The organism is Bacillus sp. lyk4-R2A-2 (assembly GCF_030209735.1).
GTDB classification, from domain to species: domain Bacteria; phylum Bacillota; class Bacilli; order Bacillales; family Bacillaceae; genus Bacillus; species Bacillus pumilus.
In genome coordinates this window covers 724374-750841 of the sequence record NZ_JARVRK010000006.1, presented here as the reverse complement: position 1 = coordinate 750841, position 26468 = coordinate 724374, and the positions used below count along the sequence as shown (strand labels likewise).

The 26468-nt window shown below is 43.1% G+C and carries 29 protein-coding genes; 24 read left to right on the top strand and 5 right to left on the bottom strand.

What is annotated here, in order from left to right:
• Positions 1 to 3 precede the first annotated feature (3 nt).
• The 4 genes from QRN39_RS14725 to QRN39_RS14710 all read left to right on the top strand — a co-directional run bounded on the left by QRN39_RS14725 (position 4) and on the right by QRN39_RS14710 (position 3086).
• Positions 4 to 1200 (top strand): DUF6861 domain-containing protein, encoded by a 1197-nt coding sequence (locus QRN39_RS14725; RefSeq protein ID WP_251190621.1) that lies wholly within the window; start codon positions 4 to 6, stop codon positions 1198 to 1200.
• A 12-nt stretch (positions 1201 to 1212) separates the two neighbouring features.
• The gene (locus QRN39_RS14720; protein WP_284907511.1) at positions 1213 to 1971 is read left to right on the top strand and encodes a hypothetical protein; all 759 of its coding nucleotides are present in this window, start codon (positions 1213 to 1215) and stop codon (positions 1969 to 1971) included.
• Between the two features lie 21 nt (positions 1972 to 1992).
• Positions 1993 to 2520 carry a YfjD family protein gene (locus QRN39_RS14715; RefSeq protein WP_050944560.1) on the top strand — a complete coding sequence of 176 codons (528 nt, stop codon included), beginning with the start codon at positions 1993 to 1995 and terminating at the stop codon, positions 2518 to 2520.
• Positions 2521 to 2618: 98 nt separating this feature from the next.
• The gene (locus QRN39_RS14710) at positions 2619 to 3086 is read left to right on the top strand and encodes a helix-turn-helix domain-containing protein (protein ID WP_003214797.1); all 468 of its coding nucleotides are present in this window, start codon (positions 2619 to 2621) and stop codon (positions 3084 to 3086) included.
• A 59-nt stretch (positions 3087 to 3145) separates the two neighbouring features.
• Here the strand turns inward: QRN39_RS14710 and QRN39_RS14705 are convergent, their stop codons facing one another.
• Positions 3146 to 3493: a helix-turn-helix domain-containing protein gene (locus QRN39_RS14705; protein WP_003214932.1), complete on the bottom strand. Its 348-nt coding sequence runs from the start codon at positions 3491 to 3493 to the stop codon at positions 3146 to 3148.
• Between the two features lie 207 nt (positions 3494 to 3700).
• On the opposite strand from QRN39_RS14705, the gene QRN39_RS14700 reads away from it, so the two are divergent.
• The 6 genes from QRN39_RS14700 (at position 3701) to QRN39_RS14675 (ending at position 9426) form a co-directional block, all read left to right on the top strand.
• Positions 3701 to 4690 (top strand): asparaginase, encoded by a 990-nt coding sequence (locus tag QRN39_RS14700; RefSeq protein ID WP_003215391.1) that lies wholly within the window; start codon positions 3701 to 3703, stop codon positions 4688 to 4690.
• Between the two features lie 28 nt (positions 4691 to 4718).
• Positions 4719 to 6140 carry an aspartate ammonia-lyase gene (gene aspA / locus QRN39_RS14695; protein WP_050944559.1) on the top strand — a complete coding sequence of 474 codons (1422 nt, stop codon included), beginning with the start codon at positions 4719 to 4721 and terminating at the stop codon, positions 6138 to 6140.
• Positions 6141 to 6283: 143 nt separating this feature from the next.
• Positions 6284 to 7690, top strand: a complete 1407-nt coding sequence (gene nhaC, locus QRN39_RS14690; RefSeq protein WP_044140314.1) for a Na+/H+ antiporter NhaC — start codon at positions 6284 to 6286, stop codon at positions 7688 to 7690.
• 297 nt (positions 7691 to 7987) lie between these two features.
• Positions 7988 to 8413: a YwqH-like family protein gene (locus tag QRN39_RS14685; protein WP_050944558.1), complete on the top strand. Its 426-nt coding sequence runs from the start codon at positions 7988 to 7990 to the stop codon at positions 8411 to 8413.
• Positions 8414 to 8455: 42 nt separating this feature from the next.
• Positions 8456 to 8719 carry a YwqI/YxiC family protein gene (locus tag QRN39_RS14680; RefSeq protein ID WP_050944557.1) on the top strand — a complete coding sequence of 88 codons (264 nt, stop codon included), beginning with the start codon at positions 8456 to 8458 and terminating at the stop codon, positions 8717 to 8719.
• A gap of 281 nt (positions 8720 to 9000) precedes the next feature.
• The gene (locus QRN39_RS14675; RefSeq protein ID WP_003214784.1) at positions 9001 to 9426 is read left to right on the top strand and encodes a YwqH-like family protein; all 426 of its coding nucleotides are present in this window, start codon (positions 9001 to 9003) and stop codon (positions 9424 to 9426) included.
• Between the two features lie 45 nt (positions 9427 to 9471).
• On the opposite strand, the gene QRN39_RS14670 is transcribed toward QRN39_RS14675, so the two are convergent.
• Positions 9472 to 9684 (bottom strand): hypothetical protein, encoded by a 213-nt coding sequence (locus QRN39_RS14670; RefSeq protein ID WP_223251185.1) that lies wholly within the window; start codon positions 9682 to 9684, stop codon positions 9472 to 9474.
• Positions 9685 to 9820: 136 nt separating this feature from the next.
• Here QRN39_RS14670 and QRN39_RS14665 point away from each other — a divergent pair, with 136 nt between their 5' ends.
• From QRN39_RS14665 to QRN39_RS14635, 7 genes are all read left to right on the top strand, one after another.
• Positions 9821 to 11779 carry a BglG family transcription antiterminator gene (locus tag QRN39_RS14665; RefSeq protein ID WP_284907510.1) on the top strand — a complete coding sequence of 653 codons (1959 nt, stop codon included), beginning with the start codon at positions 9821 to 9823 and terminating at the stop codon, positions 11777 to 11779.
• Positions 11780 to 11868: 89 nt separating this feature from the next.
• Entirely contained in the window at positions 11869 to 13179 is a 1311-nt protein-coding gene (locus QRN39_RS14660; protein ID WP_284907509.1) for a PTS sugar transporter subunit IIC, read from the top strand.
• Positions 13180 to 13354: 175 nt separating this feature from the next.
• Positions 13355 to 14788, top strand: coding sequence for a glycoside hydrolase family 1 protein (locus QRN39_RS14655; RefSeq protein WP_284907507.1), 1434 nt, complete (start codon positions 13355 to 13357; stop codon positions 14786 to 14788).
• 12 nt (positions 14789 to 14800) lie between these two features.
• Entirely contained in the window at positions 14801 to 15124 is a 324-nt protein-coding gene (locus QRN39_RS14650; protein ID WP_050944552.1) for a PTS sugar transporter subunit IIB, read from the top strand.
• 19 nt (positions 15125 to 15143) lie between these two features.
• Positions 15144 to 15473 (top strand): PTS sugar transporter subunit IIA, encoded by a 330-nt coding sequence (locus QRN39_RS14645; protein WP_024423898.1) that lies wholly within the window; start codon positions 15144 to 15146, stop codon positions 15471 to 15473.
• Between the two features lie 65 nt (positions 15474 to 15538).
• Entirely contained in the window at positions 15539 to 16393 is an 855-nt protein-coding gene (locus QRN39_RS14640) for a polysaccharide deacetylase family protein (protein ID WP_284907506.1), read from the top strand.
• Between the two features lie 339 nt (positions 16394 to 16732).
• On the top strand, positions 16733 to 17101 hold the full coding sequence (locus QRN39_RS14635) for a VOC family protein (protein WP_050944715.1): 369 nt from the start codon (positions 16733 to 16735) through the stop codon (positions 17099 to 17101).
• Positions 17102 to 17165: 64 nt separating this feature from the next.
• Here QRN39_RS14635 and ribD read toward each other — a convergent pair whose 3' ends face one another.
• Genes ribD through QRN39_RS14620 form a run of 3 tightly spaced genes read right to left on the bottom strand, consistent with a single transcriptional unit; the run spans position 17166 to position 19876 of the window.
• Positions 17166 to 18257 carry a bifunctional diaminohydroxyphosphoribosylaminopyrimidine deaminase/5-amino-6-(5-phosphoribosylamino)uracil reductase RibD gene (gene ribD, locus QRN39_RS14630; protein ID WP_284907505.1) on the bottom strand — a complete coding sequence of 364 codons (1092 nt, stop codon included), beginning with the start codon at positions 18255 to 18257 and terminating at the stop codon, positions 17166 to 17168.
• The gene (locus QRN39_RS14625; protein ID WP_003215082.1) at positions 18244 to 19005 is read right to left on the bottom strand and encodes a GTP cyclohydrolase II; all 762 of its coding nucleotides are present in this window, start codon (positions 19003 to 19005) and stop codon (positions 18244 to 18246) included. The genes ribD and QRN39_RS14625 overlap by 14 nt, the downstream gene beginning before the upstream one ends.
• Positions 18983 to 19876 (bottom strand): VOC family protein, encoded by an 894-nt coding sequence (locus QRN39_RS14620; protein WP_284907504.1) that lies wholly within the window; start codon positions 19874 to 19876, stop codon positions 18983 to 18985. The genes QRN39_RS14625 and QRN39_RS14620 overlap by 23 nt, the downstream gene beginning before the upstream one ends.
• A gap of 176 nt (positions 19877 to 20052) precedes the next feature.
• On the opposite strand from QRN39_RS14620, the gene QRN39_RS14615 reads away from it, so the two are divergent.
• From QRN39_RS14615 to QRN39_RS14585, 7 genes are all read left to right on the top strand, one after another.
• Positions 20053 to 20385: a winged helix-turn-helix transcriptional regulator gene (locus QRN39_RS14615; protein WP_050944548.1), complete on the top strand. Its 333-nt coding sequence runs from the start codon at positions 20053 to 20055 to the stop codon at positions 20383 to 20385.
• 370 nt (positions 20386 to 20755) lie between these two features.
• Positions 20756 to 21214 (top strand): NEAT domain-containing protein, encoded by a 459-nt coding sequence (locus tag QRN39_RS14610; protein WP_034620280.1) that lies wholly within the window; start codon positions 20756 to 20758, stop codon positions 21212 to 21214.
• Between the two features lie 20 nt (positions 21215 to 21234).
• Positions 21235 to 21888, top strand: coding sequence for a heme uptake protein IsdC (isdC, locus tag QRN39_RS14605; RefSeq protein WP_284907503.1), 654 nt, complete (start codon positions 21235 to 21237; stop codon positions 21886 to 21888).
• 18 nt (positions 21889 to 21906) lie between these two features.
• Positions 21907 to 23724 (top strand): NEAT domain-containing protein, encoded by a 1818-nt coding sequence (locus tag QRN39_RS14600; protein ID WP_284907502.1) that lies wholly within the window; start codon positions 21907 to 21909, stop codon positions 23722 to 23724.
• A 75-nt stretch (positions 23725 to 23799) separates the two neighbouring features.
• Positions 23800 to 24687: a heme ABC transporter substrate-binding protein IsdE gene (isdE, locus tag QRN39_RS14595; protein WP_003214804.1), complete on the top strand. Its 888-nt coding sequence runs from the start codon at positions 23800 to 23802 to the stop codon at positions 24685 to 24687.
• Between the two features lie 33 nt (positions 24688 to 24720).
• The gene (locus QRN39_RS14590) at positions 24721 to 25707 is read left to right on the top strand and encodes a FecCD family ABC transporter permease (protein WP_044140297.1); all 987 of its coding nucleotides are present in this window, start codon (positions 24721 to 24723) and stop codon (positions 25705 to 25707) included.
• Complete coding sequence (locus QRN39_RS14585) at positions 25694 to 26464, top strand: ABC transporter ATP-binding protein (protein ID WP_003214769.1); 771 nt, start codon at positions 25694 to 25696, stop codon at positions 26462 to 26464. The genes QRN39_RS14590 and QRN39_RS14585 overlap by 14 nt, the downstream gene beginning before the upstream one ends.
• Positions 26465 to 26468 lie beyond the last annotated feature (4 nt).

Below are 26468 nucleotides of genomic sequence, written 5' to 3'. Positions count from 1 at the left end.
GTGATGGCACGTGACATAGTGGTTGATCCAGATCAGCTGACAGGGCTTGCGAATGATGTTGTAGGCGAACTTTCTACCATTGAAACGAAGCACCGCGATTTACATAGTGAACTGGATGGTCTCATTTTAGGCTGTGATCCTCGGTATAGTAGCTGTTTTTCAGGCGTCGGGGATGCATGGGGAGCAGGACAAGCATTGATCAGTAAATTGAGCAGTGATGATATTACGATTCGTCATGCAAAAGATAAAATGGTCGAAGCAGACGATATTTTACGGAAATTGTACAGTATCTATGATCAATATGGTACACTCACGAGCTTAGCTGGTATTGTGATGATGCAGGCGAAATACTATGGACTTGGGATGACGACTTTCATTAAAGACAATGGCCGTTATGCAGCGCAGCATTCAAAGCTGCTGCTTGATCTGACCAGCCGGGTAGAAGGAACGAGATTTGACCGGCTAGCAAGGATTTGGCTGAGTAATAAAGAATTATTAAAACGATCAAACTGGTCGATGGCTGATTTGGTCCATAAGAAATTCACAAAATTTTATCCTGACGATACAGTTGCATTCACGAACAGTGTCCGTGACTTTACAAAAGGAAGTATCAATTGGAAGGACACGGCTGCGATCAAGTCTGTTTTGAAAAATGGATCAAGATTCGCGAAAGGAAATGCCATCATTGCAACGGTAGTCACTGGTGCAACGGAAACGGTCGGCTGTGGTTTGAAAATTGCAGAGAACTATGCAGAATTCGGTGATCAGCCAGAAGTCCTGAAGCGTGAAAATGCGAAGGCTGTTGGAAATGCAGTGAACAATACGGTCTTTATCGCTGGCGGGTCTGTCGCAGGTGCCGTTGTCGGAGGAGCTCTTGGAAGCTTTGCAGGACCGATTGGAACCGTCGTTGGAGGAGCCATTGGTTCCGCAGTCGGTGGATTTATAGGAGAAAAAGTCGCCAAGCTGACATCAGGCTTTGCTGAGCAGGTTGCAGTGAAATTAAAGGACCCAATTCATGCGGTCGTGGATAAAGGGAAACAAGCATTCGAGCTGGCGGGTAAAGGTGTGAAGGCAGTTAATGACACCATTGATCAGGCAAATCAGGTGATACATAAAGGGATAGAAAAAACAAAAGAAACCGCAGATTCGCTCATAAAAGGTGCAGGCGATTTCTTTAAGGGTGCATTTTCTTTTGGATAAGGAGAGATCAAGTTGGATCAGCTAAGTCTAAGTATTGAGGAACTCATCTTTAGTTTTTACAGTGAAGGCTATTTTGAACAGGGCATGTCCTTGAAGGAAGCCTATTATCCTGATGTAGAGGACGAGCGCCTAGGGTTTTTATTTGAAATTGCATGCCGCTCTTTGCTCGCAAAAGGTGTACTTGAATTTCGAAACAGACAATATCGTTATAAAGCGGAATACCGTCATTTCATCCAGGCGATGAATGATGCATCTCACACCGTCAAGGCATCTCGATTTGGGGATGAAGATGAAGAAGTCAGTACCTCCTTTCACACGACACAGATGGGCGTATATGCGCACCATACACTTTATGATCAACAAGTCCATCAGATTCAAAAACTGAAAGATGACCAGCAGGCAGAGGAGCAAGTGACTGCCTTTTTCAATATACAGATGAGTGATCACCCTGCACCTGTCGTCACCCTGCAAGCAGAGGAATTTGAAAAGCTATTAGAGCAAGCAAGTGAGGCGAAGAATGAGTGGTCCTCCTTCCTTCATCGAGCAGAGAACGAAGAACTTGTGAAGGCATTTATTTCTGATGTACAGACAAGAAAAGGAAAGATGGACTCCCTCATGAAGGTCGTCTACGACAAAAATAATACGCCTGATGTGGAATCCATGTTATTTGTCATTCCAGGTGAGAAACAGTCGTGGCTTGTGTCGGGAATAAAAGAAAATGAATTTCGCGTGGAGACGGCTCATAGAGACGGATTACGTTCTATATTCTAATGGAGAAAAGGAGAATGACGCTTGAATCCAAGTGAAGTAATAGAAGTGAGAAGCAGGGCCTTTTTAAGGGTATGGGCATTCTTAGCAACGGGCGGCTTCGGTATCATTGGTATTTGGTTGTTTTCAGAAGCTCTTACATTTGAATCGAATTATACATTGTTTTTATTTTTAGGCGGACTATTAGGCATTGTCTATGGCTTGATCTCTTTTTTGATGATTCTGCCGGCTTTTACGAAGAGGGGAAATGTGATTTTTCGCATTCAGCGCGGAAAAAATGGTGCTGTACTGTATCGAGAGCGGACGATCCCTTTTCATGACATTCAATCCATTGATATGCGCAGGCATCGGTACAGTGTAAGGGGATTTCTCTTCATGGATGTGCTCATTCGGAAAATGGATGGGAAATTGATCAAGATTCCAGCGTACAGTATTTTAGATGAAGAAGTATTCGAGCAAACCGTCAAACAAGAGATCTATCCATATTTAAATCAGGCAGCCCAAGAGAATTGGAGACAGCAGCATGGTCAGGTCGAAGAGCAGATCAATTAGATAGTATTTGCCAATATTCTAAAGGATGAGGCGCCACTTTTTCGAAGAAATCGTGTATGATGTCAGTAAAGACTGAACACTCGGAGAGGTGATGAGAGATGGATAAAGAGATGGTAATCGACCTCGTCACAGAACAAATGACACGGATTCGAAAAGAAAAGAATTATACGCAGGACCGCATGGCTGAGGTACTTGGTTTATCGAAACGGCATTTGCATCAGGTTGAAAAAAATAGGCTGCGCCTCAACTGGACGCAAACGGCGGCCGTATGTGCATTATTCAGAGATAGTGACATTTTAAAAGGGACACTAGGGGATGATCCGCTTGAGATTCTGGAAGTCGTGGCACATGATGAATTGCATCTATCGGTGGAACGGACAATCGGCGGAAAGGTTTGGTGGCGGACTTCTATCAAAAAAGGCACATTTCGTCTTCAGCAAAATGTGCTCAGTCAGCATTACCGCATCTTAGATGATGAGAATTATCGCTATTATAGTTCATTTAATAAAGAAGAAGCGAAGCGGCGGTTAGAGGAATTAAGTCAGCTGTCTTCTCCTTATTCTTAAGCAGCTGAAAAAGGAAAGAGAGGCACCCGATTAATAGGGGCCTCTCTTTTCTATGTTTTTTATACTTTTAGGGTGTTTTTCGCCCGAATAAAGGCAACAAGCTGTTTGATTTCTTCATCATTTAGGGGAACGCCGTCTACAAGAATGGTTCCTTCTTTTGCTTCCGTCAGTTCAATTTTGATGTCAGAGATTTTACGTTGTATCTCTGGCTCGTCCGTTCTACCAAGTAAAAAATCAATGGACGTATCATACAAATCAGCCAGGCGCTTCACTGCTTCAAGCGAAGGTCGTCGGTACCCAGATTCGTAACCGGCATAGGTGCTTTTGGCGATACCTAGGCGATCTGCCGTATGCTGGAGAGACCATTTTTTCTTTTTTCTAAGAGTGGTTAAACGATCGAGTATCATTACATGAACGCTCCTTTATATACAACAACAGTATATCATATTTTGTGATAGAATGTACGCGTTATGCGTAATAATTTCTTGATTAATTCGCGTTATGTGACTATAATGGCAATGAAGGTACGCGTAAAGCGTATATTATAGAATAGCACAAGCTAGCTTATAATATGTGTGACAAACGAAGTAATTTTACTGAAAGAGGTGGACCTGTTGAAGAAATTATTGCTTTTAACCACTGGTGGGACGATTGCATCTGTAGAGAGTGAAAATGGTTTGGCTCCAGGTGTTAAAGCTGAGGACCTTTTAAGCTATTTAAACGAAATTAATGCAGAGTACACAATGGACACAAAGTCCCTAATGAGTATAGATAGTACAAATATGCAGCCTGAATACTGGGTGGATATCGCAACAGCCATTTATGAAAATTATGATCAATATGACGGCTTTGTCGTCACGCATGGAACCGATACAATGGCCTATACATCAGCAGCACTATCTTATATGCTGCAAAATCCGGATAAGCCAATTGTCATTACAGGCTCACAAATCCCGATTACGTTCAAGAAAACAGATGCGAAGAAAAACATCACCGATGCGATTCGCTTTGCATGTGACGGCGTAGGCGGCGTGTATGTTGTCTTTGATGGCAGAGTCATTCAAGGGACACGCGCAATCAAACTAAGAACGAAAAGCTATGATGCATTTGAAAGTATTAACTATCCATATATTGCATCGATTGAAAACCATCAAATTGAATACAATAGCAAAGTAAAAAGATCGTCAATGAAACCGCTTAAATTAGACGCATCCTTAAACACTGACGTTTGTCTCTTGAAATTGCACCCAGGTCTAAAGCCTGAGTTCTTAGATGCAATCAAAGGTGTATACAAAGGAGTCGTCATCGAAAGCTACGGCAGCGGCGGAATTCCTTTCGAAGGAAGAAACCTTTTAGAGAAAATCAACGAATTGCTCGAAGAAGGCATTTCTGTTGTCATCACAACTCAGTGTCTTGAAGAAGGAGAAGACATGAGCGTGTATGAAGTAGGACGCAAAATCAATCAAGAACTAGTGGCACGTTCACGAAACATGAACACAGAGGCCATCGTGCCGAAACTCATGTGGGCACTAGGTAAAACAACAGACCCAAGAGAAGTGAAAAAGATTATGGAAACGCCAATCGCAGAAGATTTAGTGATTTAACTATTCTATAGAAAGCAGGTCATATCAGATGGTTCAAGCAACTTATCGCTATGAGAAGGATTTTCTTGGAGAAAAAGAAATTCCGGCAGACGTGTATTATGGGGTTCAAACCCTTCGTGCAAAAGAAAACTTCCCGATAACTGGATATCGCATGCACGAGGAACTGATTAGAGCCTTTGCCATCGTGAAAAAAGCAGCTGCTCAAGCCAATATGGAAGTTGGACGTTTATATGAAGGAATTGGAAATGCCATCGTACAAGCCTCTGATGAAGTCATTGAAGGCAAGCTGCATGAGTACTTTATTGTAGACCCAATTCAAGGCGGCGCAGGAACGTCGATGAATATGAATGCCAATGAAGTGATTGGAAACAGAGCGCTAGAAATCATGGGACATCAAAAGGGTGAATACATCCATTTAAGCCCAAACACACATGTAAACATGTCACAATCAACGAATGACTCGTTTCCAACATCTATCCATATTGCTGTATTGAAGCAGTTAGACATTCTGCTTGAGACAATGCAAACGATGCAGGACGTATTCAAAAAGAAAGCGAAAGAATTTGATCATGTGATCAAAATGGGACGTACGCACCTACAGGATGCTGTTCCAATTCGTTTAGGACAAGAATTTGAGGCTTACAGCCGCGTGCTCAGCCGTGATATTAAGCGGATCAACCAATCAAAGCAGCATTTATATGAAGTCAATATGGGTGCAACAGCTGTTGGGACAGGCCTAAATGCAGATCCTCGTTATATTGAGATCGTCGTGAAGAAGCTAGCCGATATTTCTGGTCTTCCGCTTGTAGGCGCAGAGCATCTCGTGGATGCAACGCAAAATACAGATGCTTACACAGAAGTGTCTGCTGCATTAAAAGTATGCATGATGAACATGTCTAAGATTGCCAATGACCTTCGCCTAATGGCTTCTGGTCCGCGTGCAGGTCTTGCTGAAATTGCATTGCCAGCTCGTCAGCCAGGATCATCCATTATGCCTGGGAAAGTCAATCCAGTCATGGCAGAGCTCATTAACCAAATCGCATTCCAGGTCATTGGGAATGACCACACCATCTGTCTTGCCTCTGAAGCAGGTCAGCTTGAGTTAAATGTGATGGAGCCTGTTTTGGTCTTTAACTTGCTTCAATCTATTAGTATAATGAATAACGGATTCCGTTCATTCACAGATCATTGCTTAGTGGACATTGAAGCAAATGAAATACGTTTGAAAGAATATGTCGAAAAAAGTGCAGGCGTGATCACTGCTGTGAACCCTCACTTAGGCTATGAAGCCGCGGCTAGAATCGCAAGGGAAGCCATTTTAACAGGACAATCGATCAGAGATCTTTGCTTGCAAAATGATGTGTTAACAGAAGAAGAACTTGATATTATTTTGAATCCATTCGAGATGACAAAGCCTGGCATTGCGGGTGCAGAGCTCCTAGAGCGATAATAATATCAAAAATTTTATTTTATTAATATGTAGAATTGCCTGTGAAATAGAGAAAAACAGGCAATTCACTTTCTTTCGAATTGACACACTTTTTTCACAATATTTTGAAAACGCTTAACGCACGCACAAAGGGAGGAAACACAATGAAATCACCACGTCTGCCGTCTATTTTAGAAGTCGTGTTTGTACTTGGCTTGTTTTTAGCAATTGTTTTATCTTTTACTCTTTATTTCAAATTGGATATTCAACTGGCATTGTTTATCTCATGGTTTATGGTCATTGCTTTAGGTATTCGATTAGGACATTCATACAAAGACCTTCAAAACGCCATTACAAAAGGGATATCGAATGGTTTAGAGGCTGTTTTGATTTTAATTGCAGTAGGTGCACTTGTTGGAACATGGATTGCCGGCGGAGTGGTACCAACATTAATTTATTACGGACTGGAATTTATTCATCCTAATATTTTCTTACTAGCTACGCTGATCATCTGTTCCATTATGTCTGTTGCTACAGGTACATCATGGGGTACAGTTGGAACTGCAGGTATTGCCATGATTGCAATTGGTGAAGGATTGGGAATTCCATTACCTATCGTGGCTGGAGCCGTTTTATCTGGAGCCTATTTTGGTGATAAGTTATCTCCTTTATCTGATAGTACGGTGCTCGCTTCCTCACTTTCAAAAGTGGACGTGCTCGCACATGTTAGAGCGATGATGGTCTTATCCATTCCTGCCTTTGTTATTACAGCCATTATGTTTACAATCACCGGATTTATGTATGGCGGAAAAAATATTGATCAAGGCAAAGTAGAGTTTTTGAAACAAGCACTGCAGGACACATTCACCATTAATATTTGGATGATTATTCCGGCGTTGATTGTTGTACTATTACTTGTCTTGAAAAAACCTTCAATGCCTGTTATTGCTATTGGTGCACTTCTTGGCGCTGTCTGGGCAATGGCATTCCAGGGAATGAATCCAGCCGATGCACTTGGTACAGCTTATAATGGTTTCTCTATTAATTCAGATGTTGATTTCTTAAATACGCTGTTAAATCGTGGCGGTATTGTCAATATGTTAGGATCTCTAGTGGTGATTATTCTCGGACTTGGTTTCGGTGGAGTACTTGAATACTTGGGCGTATTAAAAGTCATCGTCGCTACATTCGAGAAGAAATTGCATAATGCAGGAAATGTGACTCTATCAACACTTGTTGTTGCATTCTTCGCCAATATCTTTGGCTGTGCGATGTATGTATCATTAATTCTTACACCGAAAATTATGGAAAAGAGCTATGATAAATTAAAGTTAGACAGACGAGTTTTATCCAGAAACTCAGAGGTCGGTGGTACGCTGACGTCAGGAATGGTTCCTTGGTCAGATAACGGGATTTACATGGCGGGAATTCTAGGCGTATCGACATTCTCTTATTTACCATTTATGTGGTTGAGCTTTGTTGCCATCGCTCTTGCTATTATTTACGGATACACAGGGAAATTCATCTGGTACGTTAAGAATCCACAAGAATCAGAAGAATCAGCTTCATAAGCCGTTTACAAAAGCCGCTCCTCAACCGGGCGGCTTTTGTTTGTCCTAGGTCTGTATGACTATATGTGACATATAGCCAAGAATCAGGAATTAAGACCCCTTATAAAAGAGGTCTTAAGGGGTAATGTGAAGCGGAATGAAAGCATATTTATCCCATAAAAAGGGCACAAATCCCTATTCAAACATGAGTCTTTGAACCTTATAATAACAATATTGGAAAAAGTGCTATTCACCTTACGCTCGTTTAGAGGATCTCTAAGCAGCGTTTTTATTTTTTGTCAGGAGGAGGAACCCATAATGAGCTTATCGGATATGCTGTCTGCCCTAAACGGTGGCATTACAAGTAAAAAAGCAGAAATCGAAGAGAAAATCGCTCGACTGAAAAAGGCGAAAAGTAAGGTCGAACGTGAACAAGATGCGGCAGAGACAGACCTGAAGCAAATCAAGCAGCCAAAGCTTGGGACCTCTTGGAAAGGTGAGCGAAGCCAGGATTTCAAATCAGAGCGGAATGAAGCACATGATGCGCTGCAAACGATTGTGAACGACAAGTACCCACGCTACGTGAGCCGCATCGAATTCAAAATCAGTACGTTAGAAGCCGAACAAGCTGCGTTATCCTTTGCCAGTTCCTTAGCAGGAGACGCCGCACGTCTTGCTGAAAAAGGAGAAGACGCAGTAGAGGACGCCAAACGCTTGATCTCAAAAGCATGGAGCAGCTTATAAGCTACCTTACCTTCATGCTGAACAAATCTGGAGGATATCACGATGGGACAAATTAAGTTAAACTACCAAACAGTTATGGATCAACTAGATGAAGTTTCCCAAGCAGTCGAAGCATTAACGATCAAAAAAGCAGCAGATAAAGCAGGTGAAAACAGCCTTGAATTTGTGACCAAGTGGACGGCGCGCGAAGCAGAGGTGAACGAAATGGTTTCAAGTTTTAAAGAAGCCTTAATCAAAAATGTTCAGGACACGCGCTCTAATGTGAAAACCTTAAAAGAACAGGACGAAGCGATTGCGGCAAAATAATGGCAATCATTTTTCTAATGGGTTTCATGGGATGATACGAAATATAGTTCTAAGGGACCATATATAATTCGGGAAGTACGACCTTGTGTTATTCCGATTTTCTTCCAAACACGTCACTAAAAGGACACCTTTTCCCTATTTAAGACTGAGGCTTTTCACCTTATACTATACTTAATGAAAGCAAAACGATAGAAATGTCAGGTTTGGAAAAATCAAGTGAGTCGATCGTTTCCAAGGCTCTGATCTGTGCTTTCGTATGAGGTCCGATAGAGGTGGATGACATGAGTTTATCCGAGATGCTACACCATCTGCATATGGGAATTGAAAACAGACGTGCAGAATTTGATGACATGATCTCTCGGTTAAAGACAGCCAAAAGCAATATTCGAACAGAACAAGATCTTGCGCAGTCAGACATAAAGGAAATCAAGAAACCTGCTCTAGATTCGTCATGGAAAGGTGAGAGAGGAACCGACTTTCATCGCCATCGAAAAGATGCCTATCATGTCATGCATGACATCGTGAACAATGAGTATGAAAAATATATCGCCGAGATTGATCAAAAAATATTGCACTTTGAATTAAAAAAAATGGAGCTGGCTGTTGCCAGTAACTTTGCCGGAAGAGCCCAGGACGTGATGGAAAAGGGTGAGGATTTTGCACTCGATGTTAAACATCTGATTGAACGGGGCTGGAAGGCTCTTTAAAATAATAAAAACAGCCAACTCATCAGCGAGCGGCTGTTTTTTTGTTTAGTCACATCCACCACCACTATCCCCGGAATCTCCCCCGCAGGAGGCATCAGAAGCGTGATGAGTATAAGAATCAGTATAGGTACTTGTTGTTGAACTGTGATGTGAAGAACGCTTCGCAGACGTACGTTGATCCTTTGATGTGAATAAATGGGCGATGATTGCTCCTAAAGAAGCCAATATCATAATAACAACAAACATAAAAGAACCCATGATGCATCCCTCCTCTTGTTTCCTATTCATACGAATGAGCCATATCGTGGTTCCCGATTTGAAAGAAAAACTGGGCAAAGAGTTCTACTTTCGTTTATGATGATAGGCAAAAGTAAATGCCAGGGGAGGAGAGCCTATGCTATCTCTACGTCAGGAGGAGCTGCTGAAACGACTGATGCAAGCGGAACAGGAACTGACTAGTGAAGAAATTGCCCGCATGATTGGTGTCACATCAAGAACGATCCGAACAGATATGAAAGCGCTTAAATCTATTTTGGATGAACATGGAGCCGTACTTCATATCAAACGCGGGGCAGGGTATACATTGACCGTAGAGGATTATGGGTCTTTTCGTACATTTTTGAAAAAGTCGTTGAGAGAAAGAAACGAAAAAAAGGAGCAGACCATTCCCAATCAGCCTGAGGACCGTGTAGCCTATCTATTGAAAAGGCTGCTTCTGTCAGAAGACCATATTAAGTTAGACGCGCTCGCAGAGGAATTATTTGTGAGTGAATCGACAGTAAAAAATGATTTGAAAGCGGTCAGACATTTGTTTTCATTACATGGCCTTTCTGTGTCACATCGTCCTAAATATGGGCTGCGGCTGACAGGGGATGAAATGAAATTAAGATATTGTATGGCTGAGCATGTGTTTCAGCAAGCGCATGCGAACCCTGCGCTGTTACCTGAAGAAACGTATCAATTGATTCAGGATATCGTGCGTTCACGTACAAAAGTAAGCGGACTTCATCTGTCAGAAATCGGTTTAAGTAATTTAGTCACCCACATCGCCATTGCATGCAAACGAATTGAAGAGAAAAAACTGGTCATGATGCCAGAAACGGAATTAAAAGAGATTCAAGTGCAGCCTGTTTTCCAAGTAGCTCAACAAATGGCAGAGGATATTCGGCATGTCCTAGCGATTGATTTTCCATTATCTGAAATGGCGTATATTGCGATTCACTTGATGGGAGCAAAAATGATGGCATACGGAGATACCGGTCATACGCTATGTCATCTTCTAGACGAAGATCACTTTCGCTTCATCCACCAACTGCTTGCTTATGTAGAGGAGCACATGTCACTTGATATTCAATTTGATAAAGAATTAATCGTTGGATTAAGTCTTCATTTACGTTCCGCTATTCATCGTTTTAGGTACGGTATGAACATTCGTAACCCTTATTTAACGGACATTAAAAGGCATTATCCCATTGCATTTGAAGCTGGCGTCTATATGGGTAGATGGCTGAGAGAAAAAGAGGGAATTGAGATTCATGAGGATGAGATTGGGTATTTGGCGCTTCATATCGGTGCTGCAATCGAGCGGACAAAATCACAGCATGTGAGAAAGAGATGCCTGATTGTATGTGCGACGGGTGTCGCCAGCAGTCAGCTCCTTCTTCATAAACTGACAGCGGCTTTTAGCGGAGGGCTAGAGATCGCTGGCACTGCAAGTGTTGGAGAAATTCCTTCGTTTGATTTGAGAAGCATTGATTTTATTATTAGTACCATTCCGCTTCAGAACACGTTGCCGGTACCAGTGATTGATGTACATACCATTCTAAGTGACGATGATATTGTGCGGCTGAAACGGTTTGTTCAGGGCGCGCAGGATACAGGGGTTTTGCGGTATGTGAGTCCGGCGCTGACATTTTTTCAGCAAGACCTTCAATCAAGGGAAGAGGTACTGCAATTTTTCGTAAACGTGCTCAAGGAACAGGATCGCATCCCGGAAGAGTTTGAACAATTATTGCTGGAAAGAGAGCAAGTGTCACCGACATCGTTCGGTCATTTGGTTGCGATTCCTCATCCGATGAAGCCGGCAACAGATGACACGTTTTGTGCGATCTGTACGTTGAAAAAACCGGTGCTGTGGGGTAAAAATCGGGTACAAGTCGTTTGTTTGTTAAGTATCCAGAAGACGTATCAAAAAGAATTGCAATCACTTTATCAATTTCTTGTACGGCTGACAGAGCGCAAGGAAGTGGTGGAGCAACTCATCAAGGCCGCTTCATTTGAGGAACTGACGGCGGCGCTTCAAGTATTGGAGCATCCGAATGAAAAAACGGGACACCCATTTCCGCATCTGTGAGGAAAAAGATTAGATGTTAATGAAAGCGCTTTTAAAATAACATCAAAAAGGAGGATGATCACGAGTTTTTGCAAAGGGGGAGACAGATCATGAGCTTCAAGGAGAAAGCGGCAGACGTCATGGGGAATGTGGCTTATCGCATCACGAATCAGAAGTATATTATGGCGATTAAACAGGCATTTGTCACACTGATGCCAATCATCATTACAGGGGCTTTTGCTGTATTGGTGGCAAATATGATCATGAGCCCGGAAACAGGGCTTGCTCATTTTGAGATGTTCAGATTTTTAGCGGAGCTTCAGCCAATTATGAAGGCAATCAATTATGCCACGCTGAACTTTTTAACGATTGGGGCTGTGTTCCTCATCGGGATAGAGCTTGGGAAAATCAACGGGCACAAGTCCCTGTTCCCAGGGCTGATGGCATTGATTTCATTTATATCTGTTATTCCAACGACACTTCTACTTGAAGTGGATGGATCGATGCGTGAGGTTGTAGATGTACTGGCAAGGCAATTTTCCGATCCAAAAAGTTTATTTTTAGGGATGATCATTGCGATCGTATCTGTGGAAATTTTTTGTAAGCTGACCAAGGTGAAATGGCTGCAAATCAAGATGCCAGATTCAGTTCCATCGAATGTGGCAACATCTTTTTCATCACTTTTTCCTTCGATCATTACGATTACGATCATTAGTTCATTCGGCTTTGCATTTCACCGTTTGACAGGCATTTATTTGCATGAAGCAGTGTATAACGTGGTGCAGCGCCCGCTAGAAAGTGTTGTACAGGGTCTGCCGGGGATTTTAACATTGATGTTTGTGGCGCAATTCTTCTGGGTGATCGGCATCCATGGCAACCAGATGATCAAACCGATCCGGGAGCCGCTCTTATTAGGATCAATTGCAGTGAATATGACAGCATTTCAAGAAGGAAAAGAGATTCCGAATATCATCACGATGCCATTTTGGGATGTGTATATGAGCATCGGTGGTTCAGGTGTGACCATTGGGCTTTTGATTGCGATTTTTATTGCTGGAAGAAGGGAAGAGATGCGAAGCATTGCCAAGCTCTCATCTGGGCCGGGCCTCTTCAACATCAATGAACCCGTTATTTTTGGCTTGCCCGTCATGTTAAACCCTGTGATGGCAATTCCATTTATCGTCACACCACTTGTGACAGGAACGATTGGTTACATTGCGACAGCTACAGGGTTTGCTGGAAAAGCCGTCGTGATGGTGCCGTGGACGACACCACTGATTGTGAATGCATGGCTGTCCACCGCTGGCAGCATGGGGGCTGTCATCACACAGCTCATCTGTATTGTGGTCGCAGTCTTCATCTATTTGCCATTTGTCCTCTTGTCTAACCGCAAACCAGAAGCGGCACCAGATTCAGAATAAAAGGAGAGTCATGAATGAATATGCAATGTAGGTGGTTATGATCCCATTTCACTTGACCGTAAATATACGAAAAAAGGGCAGGAAGTCTCGATATGGGGGCAATTGTGAAGGCTATGTATTTGCAAGGAATTTGGGAAGGACTTCACGTTCAAACGAGGAAAGGGAAGGTGGCGACATGAACAGAATCGAGATTCCAAGAGATTTTATCCTAGGTGCTGCGGCCTCTGCTTGGCAAACGGAGGGATGGAAGGGAAAGCAAGCGCATCAGGACTCGTACATCGATTTATGGTATAAGAACGGGTATCACGTGTGGCACGAAGGACATGGCCCGGCTGGTGCGACGAACTTTTACGAGCGCTATCCAGAAGATGTAGCTCTCATGAAAGAAATCGGTCTGACTCATTATAGGACATCGATCAATTGGTCGAGGTTTCTCATCGATTACGAGAAGGGGATTGTGGATGAAGCATATGCCCGTTACATTGATGATTTGATCAATGAATTAATCGCAGCAGGTGTAGAGCCGATGTTTTGCTTAGAGCATTATGAGCTTCCAGCCGTGCTGCTTGAAAAGTACGACGGATGGTCATCAAAGCATGTCGTCGAGCTGTTTGTTCTCTATGCGGAAAAGGTGTTTGAGCGATATGGAGACAGGGTCAAGCATTGGTTTAGCTTTAATGAACCGATTGTTGTCCAAACACGCGTGTACCTAGATGCTATACGTTATCCCTTTGAGCAAAATACGAAGAAATGGATGCAGTGGAACTATCATAAAGCGCTGGCAACAGCAAAAGTAGTGAAGCTGTTTCGGGAGATGGGATTGAAGGAATCAACAGGTGCAAAAATTGGGGTGATTCTCAATCCAGAAGTGACGTATGCAAGATCCTCTGCTCCGCATGATCAAGAAGCGGCACGGATATATGATTTGTTTTTCAATCGAATGTTCTTAGATCCCTCCATCAAAGGAGAGTATCCAGAAGAACTGCTTGATGTGTTAAAAAAGCATGAGATTCTTTTCGATGCGACAGAGGAAGAGCTTCAGGTCATCAAGAATCATACGGTTGATGTCGTTGGGCTCAACTTATACTATCCGCATCGTGTCAAAGCACCGAGTAAGGCGTGGAATGAGATGACACCATTTCACCCGTCTTATTATTACGATATGTTTGAGCTTCCAGGAAGAAAAATGAATCCATTCAGAGGATGGGAAATTTACCCGGACATTGTCTATGATATGGGCATGAGAATTAAAGAAGAATACGGAAATATTGAGTGGTTTGTGGCCGAAAACGGCATGGGCGTAGAAAAGGAAGAACGGTTTAAAAAAGAAGACGGTATCATTGATGACCAGTATCGCATTTCATTTATCAGCCAGCATTTGAAACGGGCACTTCAAGCGAAAGCAGAAGGCTCAAATTGCACGGGCTATATGCTGTGGGCTTTTACGGATAATGTATCGCCGATGAATGCCTTTAAAAATCGCTACGGATTAGTCGAAATCCAGCTGGAAAATGAACGGAATCGTCAGTTGAAGGCATCAGCGTATTGGTACCAGACATTAATTAAAACAAGGGAACTGAAGACCCAAACAGAAGTCAACTATCGATAGGAGTGTTGGGATATGAAACGAATCATTCTCGCTTGTGCCGCAGGAATGTCGACATCCATTGTAGTGTCCAAAATGAAGGCAGCCGCAGAAGCGAAGGGGCTGGATTATGAGATATACGCCATACCTGAAGGGGCTATTGCGGATGAATTAGAAGAGCATGGAGAAGATGTGCAGGTGATTTTACTTGGACCGCAAGTAAGCTTTATGAAAAAGGCAGCAGAAAAAACAGCGGCACCTTACCAAATACCTGTTGATGTCATCAATGTGAGATTATACGGAACAGCGAACGGAGAAAAAATACTAGAGCATGCTCTGAAACTAGCAAATGAATCTTAAGTAATTGGAGGAGAAGCAGATGACGGTATTAGAGGAAATGCAGGGAGCAGCCTTTCAAATCATTGCTCATGCAGGCGAGGCAAGAAGTCATTATGTTGAAGCGATTCGTCTAGCAAGAGCTGATGATTTTGAAAAAGCACAGCAGTTGATTGAAAAAGGGGAGGAAGCGTTTCGAAGCATCCACAACCTGCACTTGTCGCTGATCCAAAAAGAGGCGGCAGGTGAGCAGCTTCCCTTTTCTTTACTGCTGATACATGCAGAAGATCAAATGCTCACAACAGAGACCATTCATCTGCTTGCCATCGAAATGATTGAAATGTGTAAAAAAATGAACACCCTGTCAAAATAGATATCAGGTAGTAACCAATTTCTGTTATAATCATTCGATAGATAGAGAGAAAGCAGGATTGGTGAATGAAAAAAACATGTATGTTGATTGCGGTTGGTCTTGTGGCGCTGCTCATTTCGGGTTGTATGGGAACGAAGGAGCAAACGGAAGGAAACCAGCAAGTAGTCAAAGAGGAAAAGGGTCAATTACAAGCAAAAGAAACAAAACAGATTCAGCAGAAAGAAGAGGCAGAGATAGATACACAAAACTGGATTAAGCAAAAGGAACCGGTAGAGCTTCCGATTTTGATGTATCACAGCATCTCCAGCGGTAACTCGCTTCGTGTACCAAAGAGCGAGTTTGCGGCTCATATGAAATGGCTGAAGGACAACGACTATGTCACGCTGTCGCCAGAAGAAGCGTACCGCGTCTTCACAACAAATACGAAGCCAAGTGAAAAGTGTGTCCTTATTACATTCGATGATGGATATACCGATAACTATACAAAGGCATTTCCGATTTTAAAGCAGTATGGAATGAAGGCAACGATTTTCATGATTGAGCAATCCATTGGCCGTCCGAACCACTTAACGGATGAACAAATGGATGAAATGATGGCAAATGGGCTATCGATTGAGAGTCATACCATTCATCATTTAGAGCTCAATCGTTTATCAAAGGAGCAGCAGAAAGAGGAATTAAAAGGATCAAAGGCATTCTATGATCAACGTTTTTCTCAGCGTACGCGAATGGTCAGCTATCCTGTCGGGCGCTATAACGAAGACACGCTAAAGCTGGCGAAGCAAGCCGGTTATCAAATGGCTGTCACCACTGAACCTGGACATGCGAAGAAGGAACAGGGCATGATGTCCTTGCACCGTGTTCGCGTGTCACCGGGACTTTCACCCGAAAGCTTTGGCAGGCTGGTAGAAGGGAAGTAACTATCAATGTTTCACATGAAACATTTTACGACAAATTTCACCAAAATGAATCACTACACATGATATGTCTTGGTTTCAAATGTCATTACAAGAGACACTTAGATGGACAGAACTTTCATTACAATGGGAGTTCTGTTTTTGAAAAAAATTTTGCACTGTCATTTAGATGAAATCAATCAAACTCTACATCGTATGAAACACCTCACTGAAGGACTCCAAGTATCAAGCCCACCAATGAAGCAAAGAACAAGAATACCCAAGCAAATTTGCTCAGTATCACAAAAATTTAAGAAACACTTCATAGAAAAACCAATTGAGAAAGGAAAGGAAGAGAGGATTATGTCAAATTTTGTTGGAATCGATCATGTTCAATTAGCTGCCCCAAAAGGTAGTGAAGAGAAAGCACGTTTGTTTTTTGGCGGAATTTTAGGAATGGAGGAAATACCCAAGCCTAGTAATCTAGCTAAACGTGGAGGTGTCTGGTTTCAATGCGGTCATCATCAGCTTCACATTGGAATACAGGATCATTTCCAAGCTGCAAAGAAAGCCCATCCAGCTTTTCTTGTAAAGAGTCTATCGGAATTAAAAAAGGCATTATTGAATCACCACATTAGCATCAGAGAAGATGAGCCATTGGAAGGAGCCATCCGGTTCTATGTAGAGGATCCCTTTGGGAATCGAATTGAATTTTTAGAGAGAACAGACTAAAAAAAACTAGATTTTTAAAAACAAGGCGGCTGTTGAGGAGATCTAAACAGCCGCCTTGTTTTTGTTATTGATAAACGGGATAGCCCGTTATTTTAATATCTTTCCCAAGTGTTTCTACTGAGAGCTGATCGAGTTCAATGGCATCACTCATGAGACGTATGCCTTCGCCTCCGAAAAAGGAAGGAGACAGCCTTCCGCCAATGAGTTTAGGTGCCATATAAATGACCAATTTATCTACAAGCTGCTGTTCTAAAAATGAAGCATTGATCTGGCCGCCGCCTTCAATCATGAGGGAGGAGACATTTCTTTCTCCCAGCATTTGAAGCACTTCTTGCAGGGGCACCCGCGTCTCGCTGTCTGTTACAAAGACGCTGACGCCGGCTGCTTCTAAAGCGGCTCGTTTTTCCTCATCGGCTTGCTTTGTTGTAAAGATCCATGTTGGTGCCATCTGATCAGTGACGATCTTTGCTGTCAGCGGTGTTGAGAGCCTAGAGTCTAAAACAATTCGAACCGGATGATGCCCATTTGGAATTCGTGCAGTTAGTGAAGGGTCGTCATGAATAACAGTTTGAGCACCGACCAAAATCGCATCATTGATGCTGCGGATATGATGAGCATCATAACGGGATGTCTCAGATGTAATCCATTTGCTGTCAGACGTAGCAGACGCAATTTTTCCGTCTAAGGTAATACCTGCCTTGAGCGTCACGAAAGGTGTTTTTTTCGTAATAAAATGATTAAACACTTCATTCATGAGAATGGATTCCTGCTCAAGTACGCCTGTAATCACTTGGATGCCAGCATCTTGTAAAATGGCGATTCCGCGGCCAGCGACAAGCGGGTTCGGGTCAAGTGCTGCCACGACAACGGTTTCGACGCCTGCTTTCACAAGTGCCTCCGCGCAAGGACCTGTACGGCCATGGTGGGAACAAGGCTCGAGGGTCACATAAATAGTGGCTCCTTTTGCCTTGTCTCCAGCCATTTTAAGTGCATGAATTTCAGCATGTGGTTCACCGGCTTTCATATGAGCACCGACTCCAACAATTTCATTATCGCGCACAATCACAGCCCCGACGAGCGGGTTCGGTGATGTCTGGCCTTTCATTGCCCGTGCATTTTCTAGGGCTAGATTCATATATCGCTCATGATGTGGCAATCGTACGCACCTCTTGCTCCGCCTTCATGTGACCTGAGCGGTTGATTTTTGTCTGCAAGTATTTTTCATTAAACTCTGAGACATCACCCCAAAGCGGAATACGTCCAGAAAGAGATAAACCTGCATGGCTGATGGCATCTGTCTTTTTCGGATTATTGGTAATGAGTCTGACTGGCTTTGTACGAAGTGTTTGAAGAACCGCGATGGCTTCTTCATATTGACGCGTGTCATCTTCAAAGCCGAGTGCTTCGTTCGCTTCTACTGTATCGTAGCCGTTTTCTTGAAGGATATAAGCCATGGCTTTCGTGAAAAGTCCAATACCTCGGCCTTCATGGTTGGCTAAATAAAACAGGGCACCTGCACCATTGTCCTCAATCATTCGCATGGACTGCTTCAATTGGAATCCGCAGTCGCAGCGCTTGCTTCCGAAAATATCACCAGTGTGACAAATGGAATGCATGCGGATAAGAGCTTCGTCAGCGTGTTCGAAATCTCCATACACTAGCACGCTTGACTGCTGATGATCGGCAAGCTGGCGGGACGAGAGGCTTTCAATTAAAGCTTCATCTGACAATGGCTCTAACCCGTCGTCTTTTAACCATGAATACCAGTTGAACATCACCGTTCTGCCGTCTAAATTCACTGGCAATTTAATGGGTCCAGTGATATATATATACCCGTCTTCTTGCTGTACTCGTTTGATTTTATCTTTTAAAATGGCTGTTTTAAGATCTGTGTGTTTGTCCATATTCTGCACCTTCTTTTTTGTCTGTTTCTTCAATCTGTAAACGAACGAGAACGCCAAATGGATCAACAAATTCGTTACTTTTCCCTATTGTTTTCACTTGAGTGCCTGCTTTTGTTAGGCGCTCAACGACGGACTGTCTGTCTGCTTCTTGTGGGAATACGAGTGTATAGCTTCTAATTCCTGAAAAACGTGGATCAATGGCTCCTTTTCGTCCGCGTCCCCATGCATTAAAGGCAAGGTGATGGTGGTACACACCAGCGGCGATAAATACGCTTGCTGGTGGAGCCATTCGGATATGAAAACCGAGCGTATTGACATAAAAGGAATCAGCTTCTTCTGGGTTCAGATGGAAATGTAAGTGTCCCATTACTGTGCCAGCCGGAAGTCCTTTCCACGTCGTATCAGCGGCTTCTTGCAGGAGACCATCTCCATCAAGAGGTGCATTTCCGCCACCTTTCAGTTCTCCATGCTCACCTACCCAAACGTCCTCAGGGCGATCAGCATATATTTCTACGCCAATGCCGTCAGGGTCACTTAAATAAATGGCTTCACTGAAAAAGTGATCGCTTGCTCCAATTAAAGGATAGCCTTTTTTGATCACATGTGCCAGCCATGTGCCCAGGTTTTTTCTGGTAGGTAATAAAACAGCAAAATGATAAAGTCCTGGCTCGTGATCAGGTTTCTCTTTTAGATGTGCATCTTCTTTTAACAAAAGGATTGGTTCCTTTGCATTGCTGCCAAGTGTCACTGTGGAATCTGTCTTTTCTAATATAGAAAATCCTAAAATGTCTGTATAAAAAGGTAAAGAACGCTCAAAGCTGGATACATGTAACTCTGTTACACCCAATCTTAGCTCCTCAATTGTCTTCAAGCTCGGTCATCTCCTTCATGATATATGCATCGGCATGTTTAAATGTTTTTGAAAATCTATAAAAATAAATACCTTGTTACTTAAAGTAACTAAACTATATAATAGTTAGTAACTTATTTCAAGTAATTAATTATGTTATAATGAAAAAAAGAGAGAAAAGCGGGAGGGAGTAAGGTATGGCTCAAGTAGATGGCTGCCCAATCACAGATGCCATGGAGATTCTAGGCAAGAAGTGGGTCATTCTCATCATCAATCAGCTTCTGACAGGCCCTAAGCGTTTCTGTCAGCTTGAAAATGAAATGAACATCAGCGGCAGATTATTATCTGAAAGGCTGAAGGATTTAGAGGCTGAAGGACTCGTTGAGAAAAACGTATACCCTGACATTCCAGTACGGATTGAATACGAATTAACAGCGCAAGGGAAGAAAATAGAGCCGATTATTCGTGAAATGTATGCTTGGTCTTTAGAACGTAAAAACAGCAAAAAAGGGGAACATGTTCCTTCCTAATCGATTTCGATCAGTCTGTCTGATCGAAATTTTTTTGTGCGATTTTCCAGAAATCTAAGTCAATAGTATGAAAAATGATGTTGACAATAAATTCACTCATCATATAAGATCAAGAAGAAGAGGGTTCTTTTCCCTGTAATGGAATGGAGGTCATGCCATGGTATCATGAATGGGACAGATTGCCTAAAACACGTGTCAAACCATCATTTAGAAACAGACATCTTTGGCTTTTAGGAAGCAAAGATTTATTTTTTCAACTCAATTGATAATGATTATCATAATCATCTATAAGTGTGATCAAGCGCTTATGAAGGTTATTTTTTTTATTATCCGTTGAGAATAATTATCAATATCATTTAGGAGGGTTCACATGAAAGCCATTCGTTCAACATCACACGTATTATTGTTCTTTAGCTTTGTTCTATTATTTGCTCTAGCCCCGATTAGCTCAGCCTCAGCAGCAGGCTTAGCAGATGGTCAACATTCAGCACAATATGTGGTATGGAAGGCAGATAGCGATTCGACTTCAACAGCGAATACGTATTTTGAAAAACCAGCCAAGCTTGTCGTGAAGGATGGAAAAATCAAAGCACAAGTCACGTTAACGAATAGTTCTTGGATCACTAGCTTTAAAACACTTGAACAAGGTGTCTACAAAGATGCGAAGGTGATCAGTACAAACACAGCTGCGAATAAGAGAACAGTAGAATTCAACGTGAACAGCCTGACAGAAGTCGTACCAGCAAAAGTGAGCGTGACTGTACCGGTCATCGGATATACAGGTAATTACGACATCCGTATCAAGTTTGATGCAGCATCTGTTCAGTAAAAAGGGAGGAAATTCGCTTGATGAAAAAAATGATGAGGCTATCAGTCTTCATGACCGCTTTATTATTGGCACTCATGCTGCCTTTTTCAAACGCACAGGCTGCCACGTTAAAGGATGGTACATACTCCGTCAACTATACTGTGCTCAAGGCTGAAGGAAATGCGGTCTCTATGGCAAATGACTACTGGCTGAAGCCAGCAAAAGTGATTGCAAAAAATGGGAAGCTGACAGTACAAATGACCATTAAAAATAGCAGCTGGGTGACGGAATTTAAAGTTTCGGGAAATAGCGGCTATGTTGATACAACGGTTCTCTCAACCAATAAAAAAGCCAACACAAGGATTGTTCAGTTCCAAGCTCAGAGCTTGTCTAAACCAATCAAATCAAAAATTCATGTCACTGTAAAATCTGCTGATTATGATCATGATTATACCATTCAGCTGAAATTTGATGAGAGCAGCATGAAATCACTTTCGTCTAACAGCACAAACAAATCAGCGGGTGAAGCAGAAAAGCAGCAGCCATCAAAAGAATCAACGAAAACATCTGATTCATCCACGACAAAACAAGAAGAGAATCCTCAAACTGGTGATACAAGCCAGACAGGTTGGCTCCTTGTGCTTGCTCTATGCTCAGGCGGATTTTTAGCAAGAAAGTGGATCATCAAGCATTAAGGAAGGAAGTGTCACCATTTGAAACGTCTTTTTCATCTAAAGGCAGCCATTCTGCTCGTTTTATTCAGTTTATTGACTGCATTTCAGATTCCTCAAGGAACGGCTCAAGCTGCATCATTTGTTGATGGTGAATACACGGTCGGATTCACTGTTTTAAAAAATGGCAGCACAGAAGCGTCCATGATGGATACGTATACAGAAAAGCCAGCTAAGCTGATTGTGGAAAATGGCAAGACGACTGCCTATGTCACACTGAAGCAAAGCAAAGAGATTACAGATTTCAAGGTCGAACAAAATGGCGCTCTTGTCACCACTGAAACCGTTAGTGAGGATGCAACTGCCAATACACGTGTGATCAAGTTTGATGTTGCCGACCTATCAGCCAAATTAAACGGCTGGGTGAAAATTTACTGGGATTTAGGCGGCTTTATTTATGACGAAGCATATGACGTACAGCTTGCATTCGATCAAAGCAGCCTAACGCTCGTTACACCTGCAAAGCCAGACGATAACGAAACAAAACCAGATGACCAAAATGGCACAAAGCCAGACGATAACGAAACAAAGCCGGATGACCAAAATGGCACAAAGCCAGACGATAACGAAACAAAGCCGGATGATCAAAATGGCACAAAGCCAGACGATCAGCAGACAACACCAGACATTAACAATGGTACAAAGCCAGTAGATTCCGCGCAAAACCAACTGAAAGATGGCGAGTACCGCATCAATTACAGTGTGCTCAAAGGGGATGAGGACGAGGCATCTCGGATGAACCAATACTTCTCACATCCTGCATCCTTAACCGTCAAAAACGGAAAGCAAACCATTTCCTTTACGGTGAAGGACAATACGTCTGTTGCTTCTTTGAAAATAGAGAAAAACGGCTCTTATCAAGAAGTGAAGACCGTCAGCACAGATCAAGCAAAGAACACAAGAGTGGTGTCATTTGATGTCGTTGATTTGAAAAAAGCGGTCAAAGGAAAAGTTCACATTGTAGTAGCGGCCGCCCACTATGACCAAACCTACGATATTCGTTTTCAATTCGATGCAAAGAGTATCGCGCCACTTAAAGGCGGACAGGTAGAGGAAGAAACACCTGCTGCACCAGAAACACCAAAACCAAACACACCATCACCAGAAACAAATAACGGCGGAGCTCCTCAAGAGACGGCTCAGCTTAAAGATGGTGTATACAAGCTTCCTTTCTCAATGAAGAAAGCAGACAAGGATGAGCTTTCTCGTATGAACGATTACGTCGTGAGCCCTGCGACATTGGTTGTGAAAAATGGCCGCCATTTCGTTTCATATACAGTGAAGAATAGCTCAGCTATCACGTCCTTCCAAGTAGGAACAGGTGGCAAGTTTGAAGAGACGCTTGTTGCAAAAACAGATCAAAAATCAGATACACGAGTGATTCAATACGAAGCCAAAAGCTTAAGCACGGCTCAGGCAGCACGCGTGAAAATTGATATTCCAGCTGCGAATTATCATGAGCAGTACGATGTCAAACTTATCTATGACACAAAAGGAATTGCTCTTGGTGAAGGAAGCGGGATTCGATCGATCATCGGAGACGATGAGAGTATCGGCTTTGTCAAAAATCCAAATGATCGCGATTCTCAATCAAATCAACCAAATCAACTTGAGAATTTAGCGCCAGAGGAAACAGGCGCAGAGCAGCTGACATTTACTCCATCAGATGACCAAACCAAGTCTGAGACTGGACAGCTGAATCCAAAAACAGGAGATACCTCTCTTCTTTGGGTGTATATTCTTTTATTCGGCGGGTCATTATTCGTACTCGTCAGAAAGCATCAAACAAGAACAAGATAGATGGTTTAGTTGAAGTGAGATGCGCCGAGATCATCGACGCATCCACTCTCTTTTTTCGAAAGGGGGCTTCTGTTTTTGAAGCATCGAATGTTATGTACCTTGATCGCTGCCCTTAGTGTGTGCGTGATCTTATCGGGCTGCTCACAGTCAGCTGAAAGCTCAGCAAAAGGCAAAAAAAACGCAGATTCAAATGCGCGCATTGTGGCAACAACTGTAGCTGCTGTGGAGATCATGGATGCCTTAGAGATCGATCTTGTTGGGGTGCCAACAAGCCAAAAATCCTTGCCAGCTCGTTATAAAGGACTGCCAGAAGTAGGCAATCCAATGAGCCCAGACATGGAAATCATCCAATCACTTCAACCGACAGATGTCCTGTCCGTTACAACCCTTCAATATGATTTAGAGACACCCTTTCAACAAGCAGGTGTCCCTGCCACATACTTAAATCTCGAGAGCATGGCTAACATGGAGAAGGCGATTACGAAGCTTGGAGCTCAGTATGACAGAAAGAAACAAGCCGAGCGCATTGTGTCTGACTTTGAGCAAAAAAAGAAAGACATACAAGAGAAGACGAAGGGAAAACGAAAGCCATCCGTTCTGATTTTGCTTGGTGTACCAGGCAGTTATTTGGTGGCGACAGAGCATTCATATATTGGTGATCTTGTGCGTATCGCAGGCGGAGAGAACATTGTCAAAGGCGAGAAGATGGAGTATTTGGCTTCCAATACGGAGTATTTACAAAAAGCCAATCCAGATATCATCCTCCGGGCCGCACATGGGATGCCAGATGAAGTCGTCCGCATGTTTGATCAAGAATTTAAAACAAATGACATTTGGAAGCATTTTCATGCAGTCAAGCAAGACCGGGTGTATGACCTCGAAGAAAGCTTATTCGGGACAACGGGCAATTTAAAGGCAGCAGAAGCACTAGATGAACTAACGCGTATGCTGTATCCGTCATAAGCGGCGAATTTGAATGATAAAAGGACGTTTAAGATGAAAAAAACAGGGATTTTATTTCTGACAGTCAGTGTCTTACTGGTGTGCGTGTTTATTTATTCCGCCATTACGGGGAGCATTCATGTCACCCCGATTGAATTATTGGAAGGGCTCATCACCGGTCAACATGCACAGGTAGAAATCATTAAAGATCTCAGAATTCCTCGCATGCTCATTGCAATGTTTACAGGGGCCGCTTTATCTGTCTCCGGTGTACTGCTGCAGTCGGTCATGAGGAATCCATTAGCTGATGCCGGCGTCATTGGGATTTCATCAGGAGCCAGCTTCTTTTCTTTAATGGCAATAACAGCACTTCCTCAATTTTATTTCTACTCTCCTTTATTTTCGGTGTTAGGTGGAGCCATTGCGTGTTTCCTCGTGTATGTTCTGTCTTGGAAGGGTGGATTAAGCCCCATCCGCATGATTTTGGTTGGGATCGCCATCAATGCCATGTTTACTGGAATGGCTGAAGCATTTGTGACCATTTGCAGCTATTTCAATATCACGATCAATCAGTCAGGACAGTCGAATCTCACGATGAAAACGTGGGGGGATGTCCGTTTAATCGGAGTCTATGGCGTCGTCGGCCTTGTCGTAGCCCTTTTCTTTAGCAGATGGTGTAACCTCTTGGCTCTTCAGGACAAGACAGCGAAAAATTTAGGATTGCGTGTGACCAGAATGCGCCTTTTGATTTCCATCACAGCTGTATTGCTTGCGGCGGTGACAGCAGCGGTAGCGGGCGTGATTGCCTTTGTCGGTTTGCTTATCCCGCACATTTCAAGAAGACTTGTCGGGTCTGATCACCGGGTACTCATTCCATTTTCTGCGTTAAGCGGGGCTTTGCTGATTCTGACGGCTGATACGCTCGGCAGGACGCTTGTCGCGCCAAATGAAATTCCTGCTTCTACGATCATGGCCGTGATTGGCGGGCCATTTCTGATCTTTTTACTAAGAAGGGGGGACCGTCTCCATGGACATTCGTGAGGTGTCATTCTCATATGACCAGCAGAAGGACATCGTTCAATCGGTCACAACACACATTGAAAAGGGGAAAATCACAACCATTATCGGTCCGAATGGCTCAGGGAAATCTACACTGCTTTCATTGATGGCGAATAACCATGCGCCAAACAAAGGGCAAATTCACTTAGACGGCCAAGCACTGAATGCATTTAAGCCAAAGGAGCTGGCAAAAAAGCTGGCTGTCGTCCATCAGCAAAATGAAGCGCCGCTTGATTTAACGATCGAGAGGGTCGTGGCATTCGGCAGAACGCCGTACCAGACGATGCGAGGTGGAGACAAGGAAGAGGATGAGAGAGCGATAGAGTGGGCACTTTCCAGTACAAAGCTAACGGAAAAACGAAAGGTGCCGCTCGCCTCATTGTCAGGTGGTGAGCGGCAGCGAGTATGGATCGCGATGGCACTTGCGCAAAAAACGTCGATCCTTTTCTTAGATGAACCGACAACCTATTTGGATATCTATTATCAATTTGACATTCTTGAGCTGATCCGTGAGCTCAATGTCGTACATGGACTAACAATCGTTATGGTGCTGCACGACATGAACCAGGCTGTCCGCTACAGCGATGTCATCATTGCGATGAAGAATGGCCGGATTATGAGTGAAGGACAGCCAAATGATGTGTTAACAGAAGAAAATGTGCGGCACATTTATGATGTGTCCGTCACGATTAAACAGGATGCAGAAACAGGGATGTATATCGTGCCTGTTGGTATATAAGCTG

Bases quoted from the DNA above. Each gene is read 5' to 3' on its own strand.
- QRN39_RS14610 (WP_034620280.1), top strand. From the start codon at position 20,756: ATGAAAGCCATTCGTTCAACATCACACGTATTATTGTTCTTTAGCTTT.
- aspA (WP_050944559.1), top strand. From the start codon at position 4,719: ATGGTTCAAGCAACTTATCGCTATGAGAAGGATTTTCTTGGAGAAAAA.
- QRN39_RS14645 (WP_024423898.1), top strand. From the start codon at position 15,144: ATGACGGTATTAGAGGAAATGCAGGGAGCAGCCTTTCAAATCATTGCT.
- QRN39_RS14640 (WP_284907506.1), top strand. From the start codon at position 15,539: ATGAAAAAAACATGTATGTTGATTGCGGTTGGTCTTGTGGCGCTGCTC.
- nhaC (WP_044140314.1), top strand. From the start codon at position 6,284: ATGAAATCACCACGTCTGCCGTCTATTTTAGAAGTCGTGTTTGTACTT.
- QRN39_RS14685 (WP_050944558.1), top strand. From the start codon at position 7,988: ATGAGCTTATCGGATATGCTGTCTGCCCTAAACGGTGGCATTACAAGT.
- QRN39_RS14665 (WP_284907510.1), top strand. From the start codon at position 9,821: ATGCTATCTCTACGTCAGGAGGAGCTGCTGAAACGACTGATGCAAGCG.
- QRN39_RS14725 (WP_251190621.1), top strand. From the start codon at position 4: ATGGCACGTGACATAGTGGTTGATCCAGATCAGCTGACAGGGCTTGCG.
- QRN39_RS14670 (WP_223251185.1), bottom strand. From the start codon at position 9,684: ATGGGTTCTTTTATGTTTGTTGTTATTATGATATTGGCTTCTTTAGGA.
- QRN39_RS14635 (WP_050944715.1), top strand. From the start codon at position 16,733: ATGTCAAATTTTGTTGGAATCGATCATGTTCAATTAGCTGCCCCAAAA.
- QRN39_RS14590 (WP_044140297.1), top strand. From the start codon at position 24,721: ATGAAAAAAACAGGGATTTTATTTCTGACAGTCAGTGTCTTACTGGTG.
- QRN39_RS14615 (WP_050944548.1), top strand. From the start codon at position 20,053: ATGGCTCAAGTAGATGGCTGCCCAATCACAGATGCCATGGAGATTCTA.
- QRN39_RS14705 (WP_003214932.1), bottom strand. From the start codon at position 3,493: ATGATACTCGATCGTTTAACCACTCTTAGAAAAAAGAAAAAATGGTCT.
- isdC (WP_284907503.1), top strand. From the start codon at position 21,235: ATGAAAAAAATGATGAGGCTATCAGTCTTCATGACCGCTTTATTATTG.
- QRN39_RS14650 (WP_050944552.1), top strand. From the start codon at position 14,801: ATGAAACGAATCATTCTCGCTTGTGCCGCAGGAATGTCGACATCCATT.
- QRN39_RS14660 (WP_284907509.1), top strand. From the start codon at position 11,869: ATGAGCTTCAAGGAGAAAGCGGCAGACGTCATGGGGAATGTGGCTTAT.
- QRN39_RS14675 (WP_003214784.1), top strand. From the start codon at position 9,001: ATGAGTTTATCCGAGATGCTACACCATCTGCATATGGGAATTGAAAAC.
- QRN39_RS14625 (WP_003215082.1), bottom strand. From the start codon at position 19,005: ATGGACAAACACACAGATCTTAAAACAGCCATTTTAAAAGATAAAATC.
- QRN39_RS14655 (WP_284907507.1), top strand. From the start codon at position 13,355: ATGAACAGAATCGAGATTCCAAGAGATTTTATCCTAGGTGCTGCGGCC.
- QRN39_RS14585 (WP_003214769.1), top strand. From the start codon at position 25,694: ATGGACATTCGTGAGGTGTCATTCTCATATGACCAGCAGAAGGACATC.
- QRN39_RS14710 (WP_003214797.1), top strand. From the start codon at position 2,619: ATGGATAAAGAGATGGTAATCGACCTCGTCACAGAACAAATGACACGG.
- QRN39_RS14680 (WP_050944557.1), top strand. From the start codon at position 8,456: ATGGGACAAATTAAGTTAAACTACCAAACAGTTATGGATCAACTAGAT.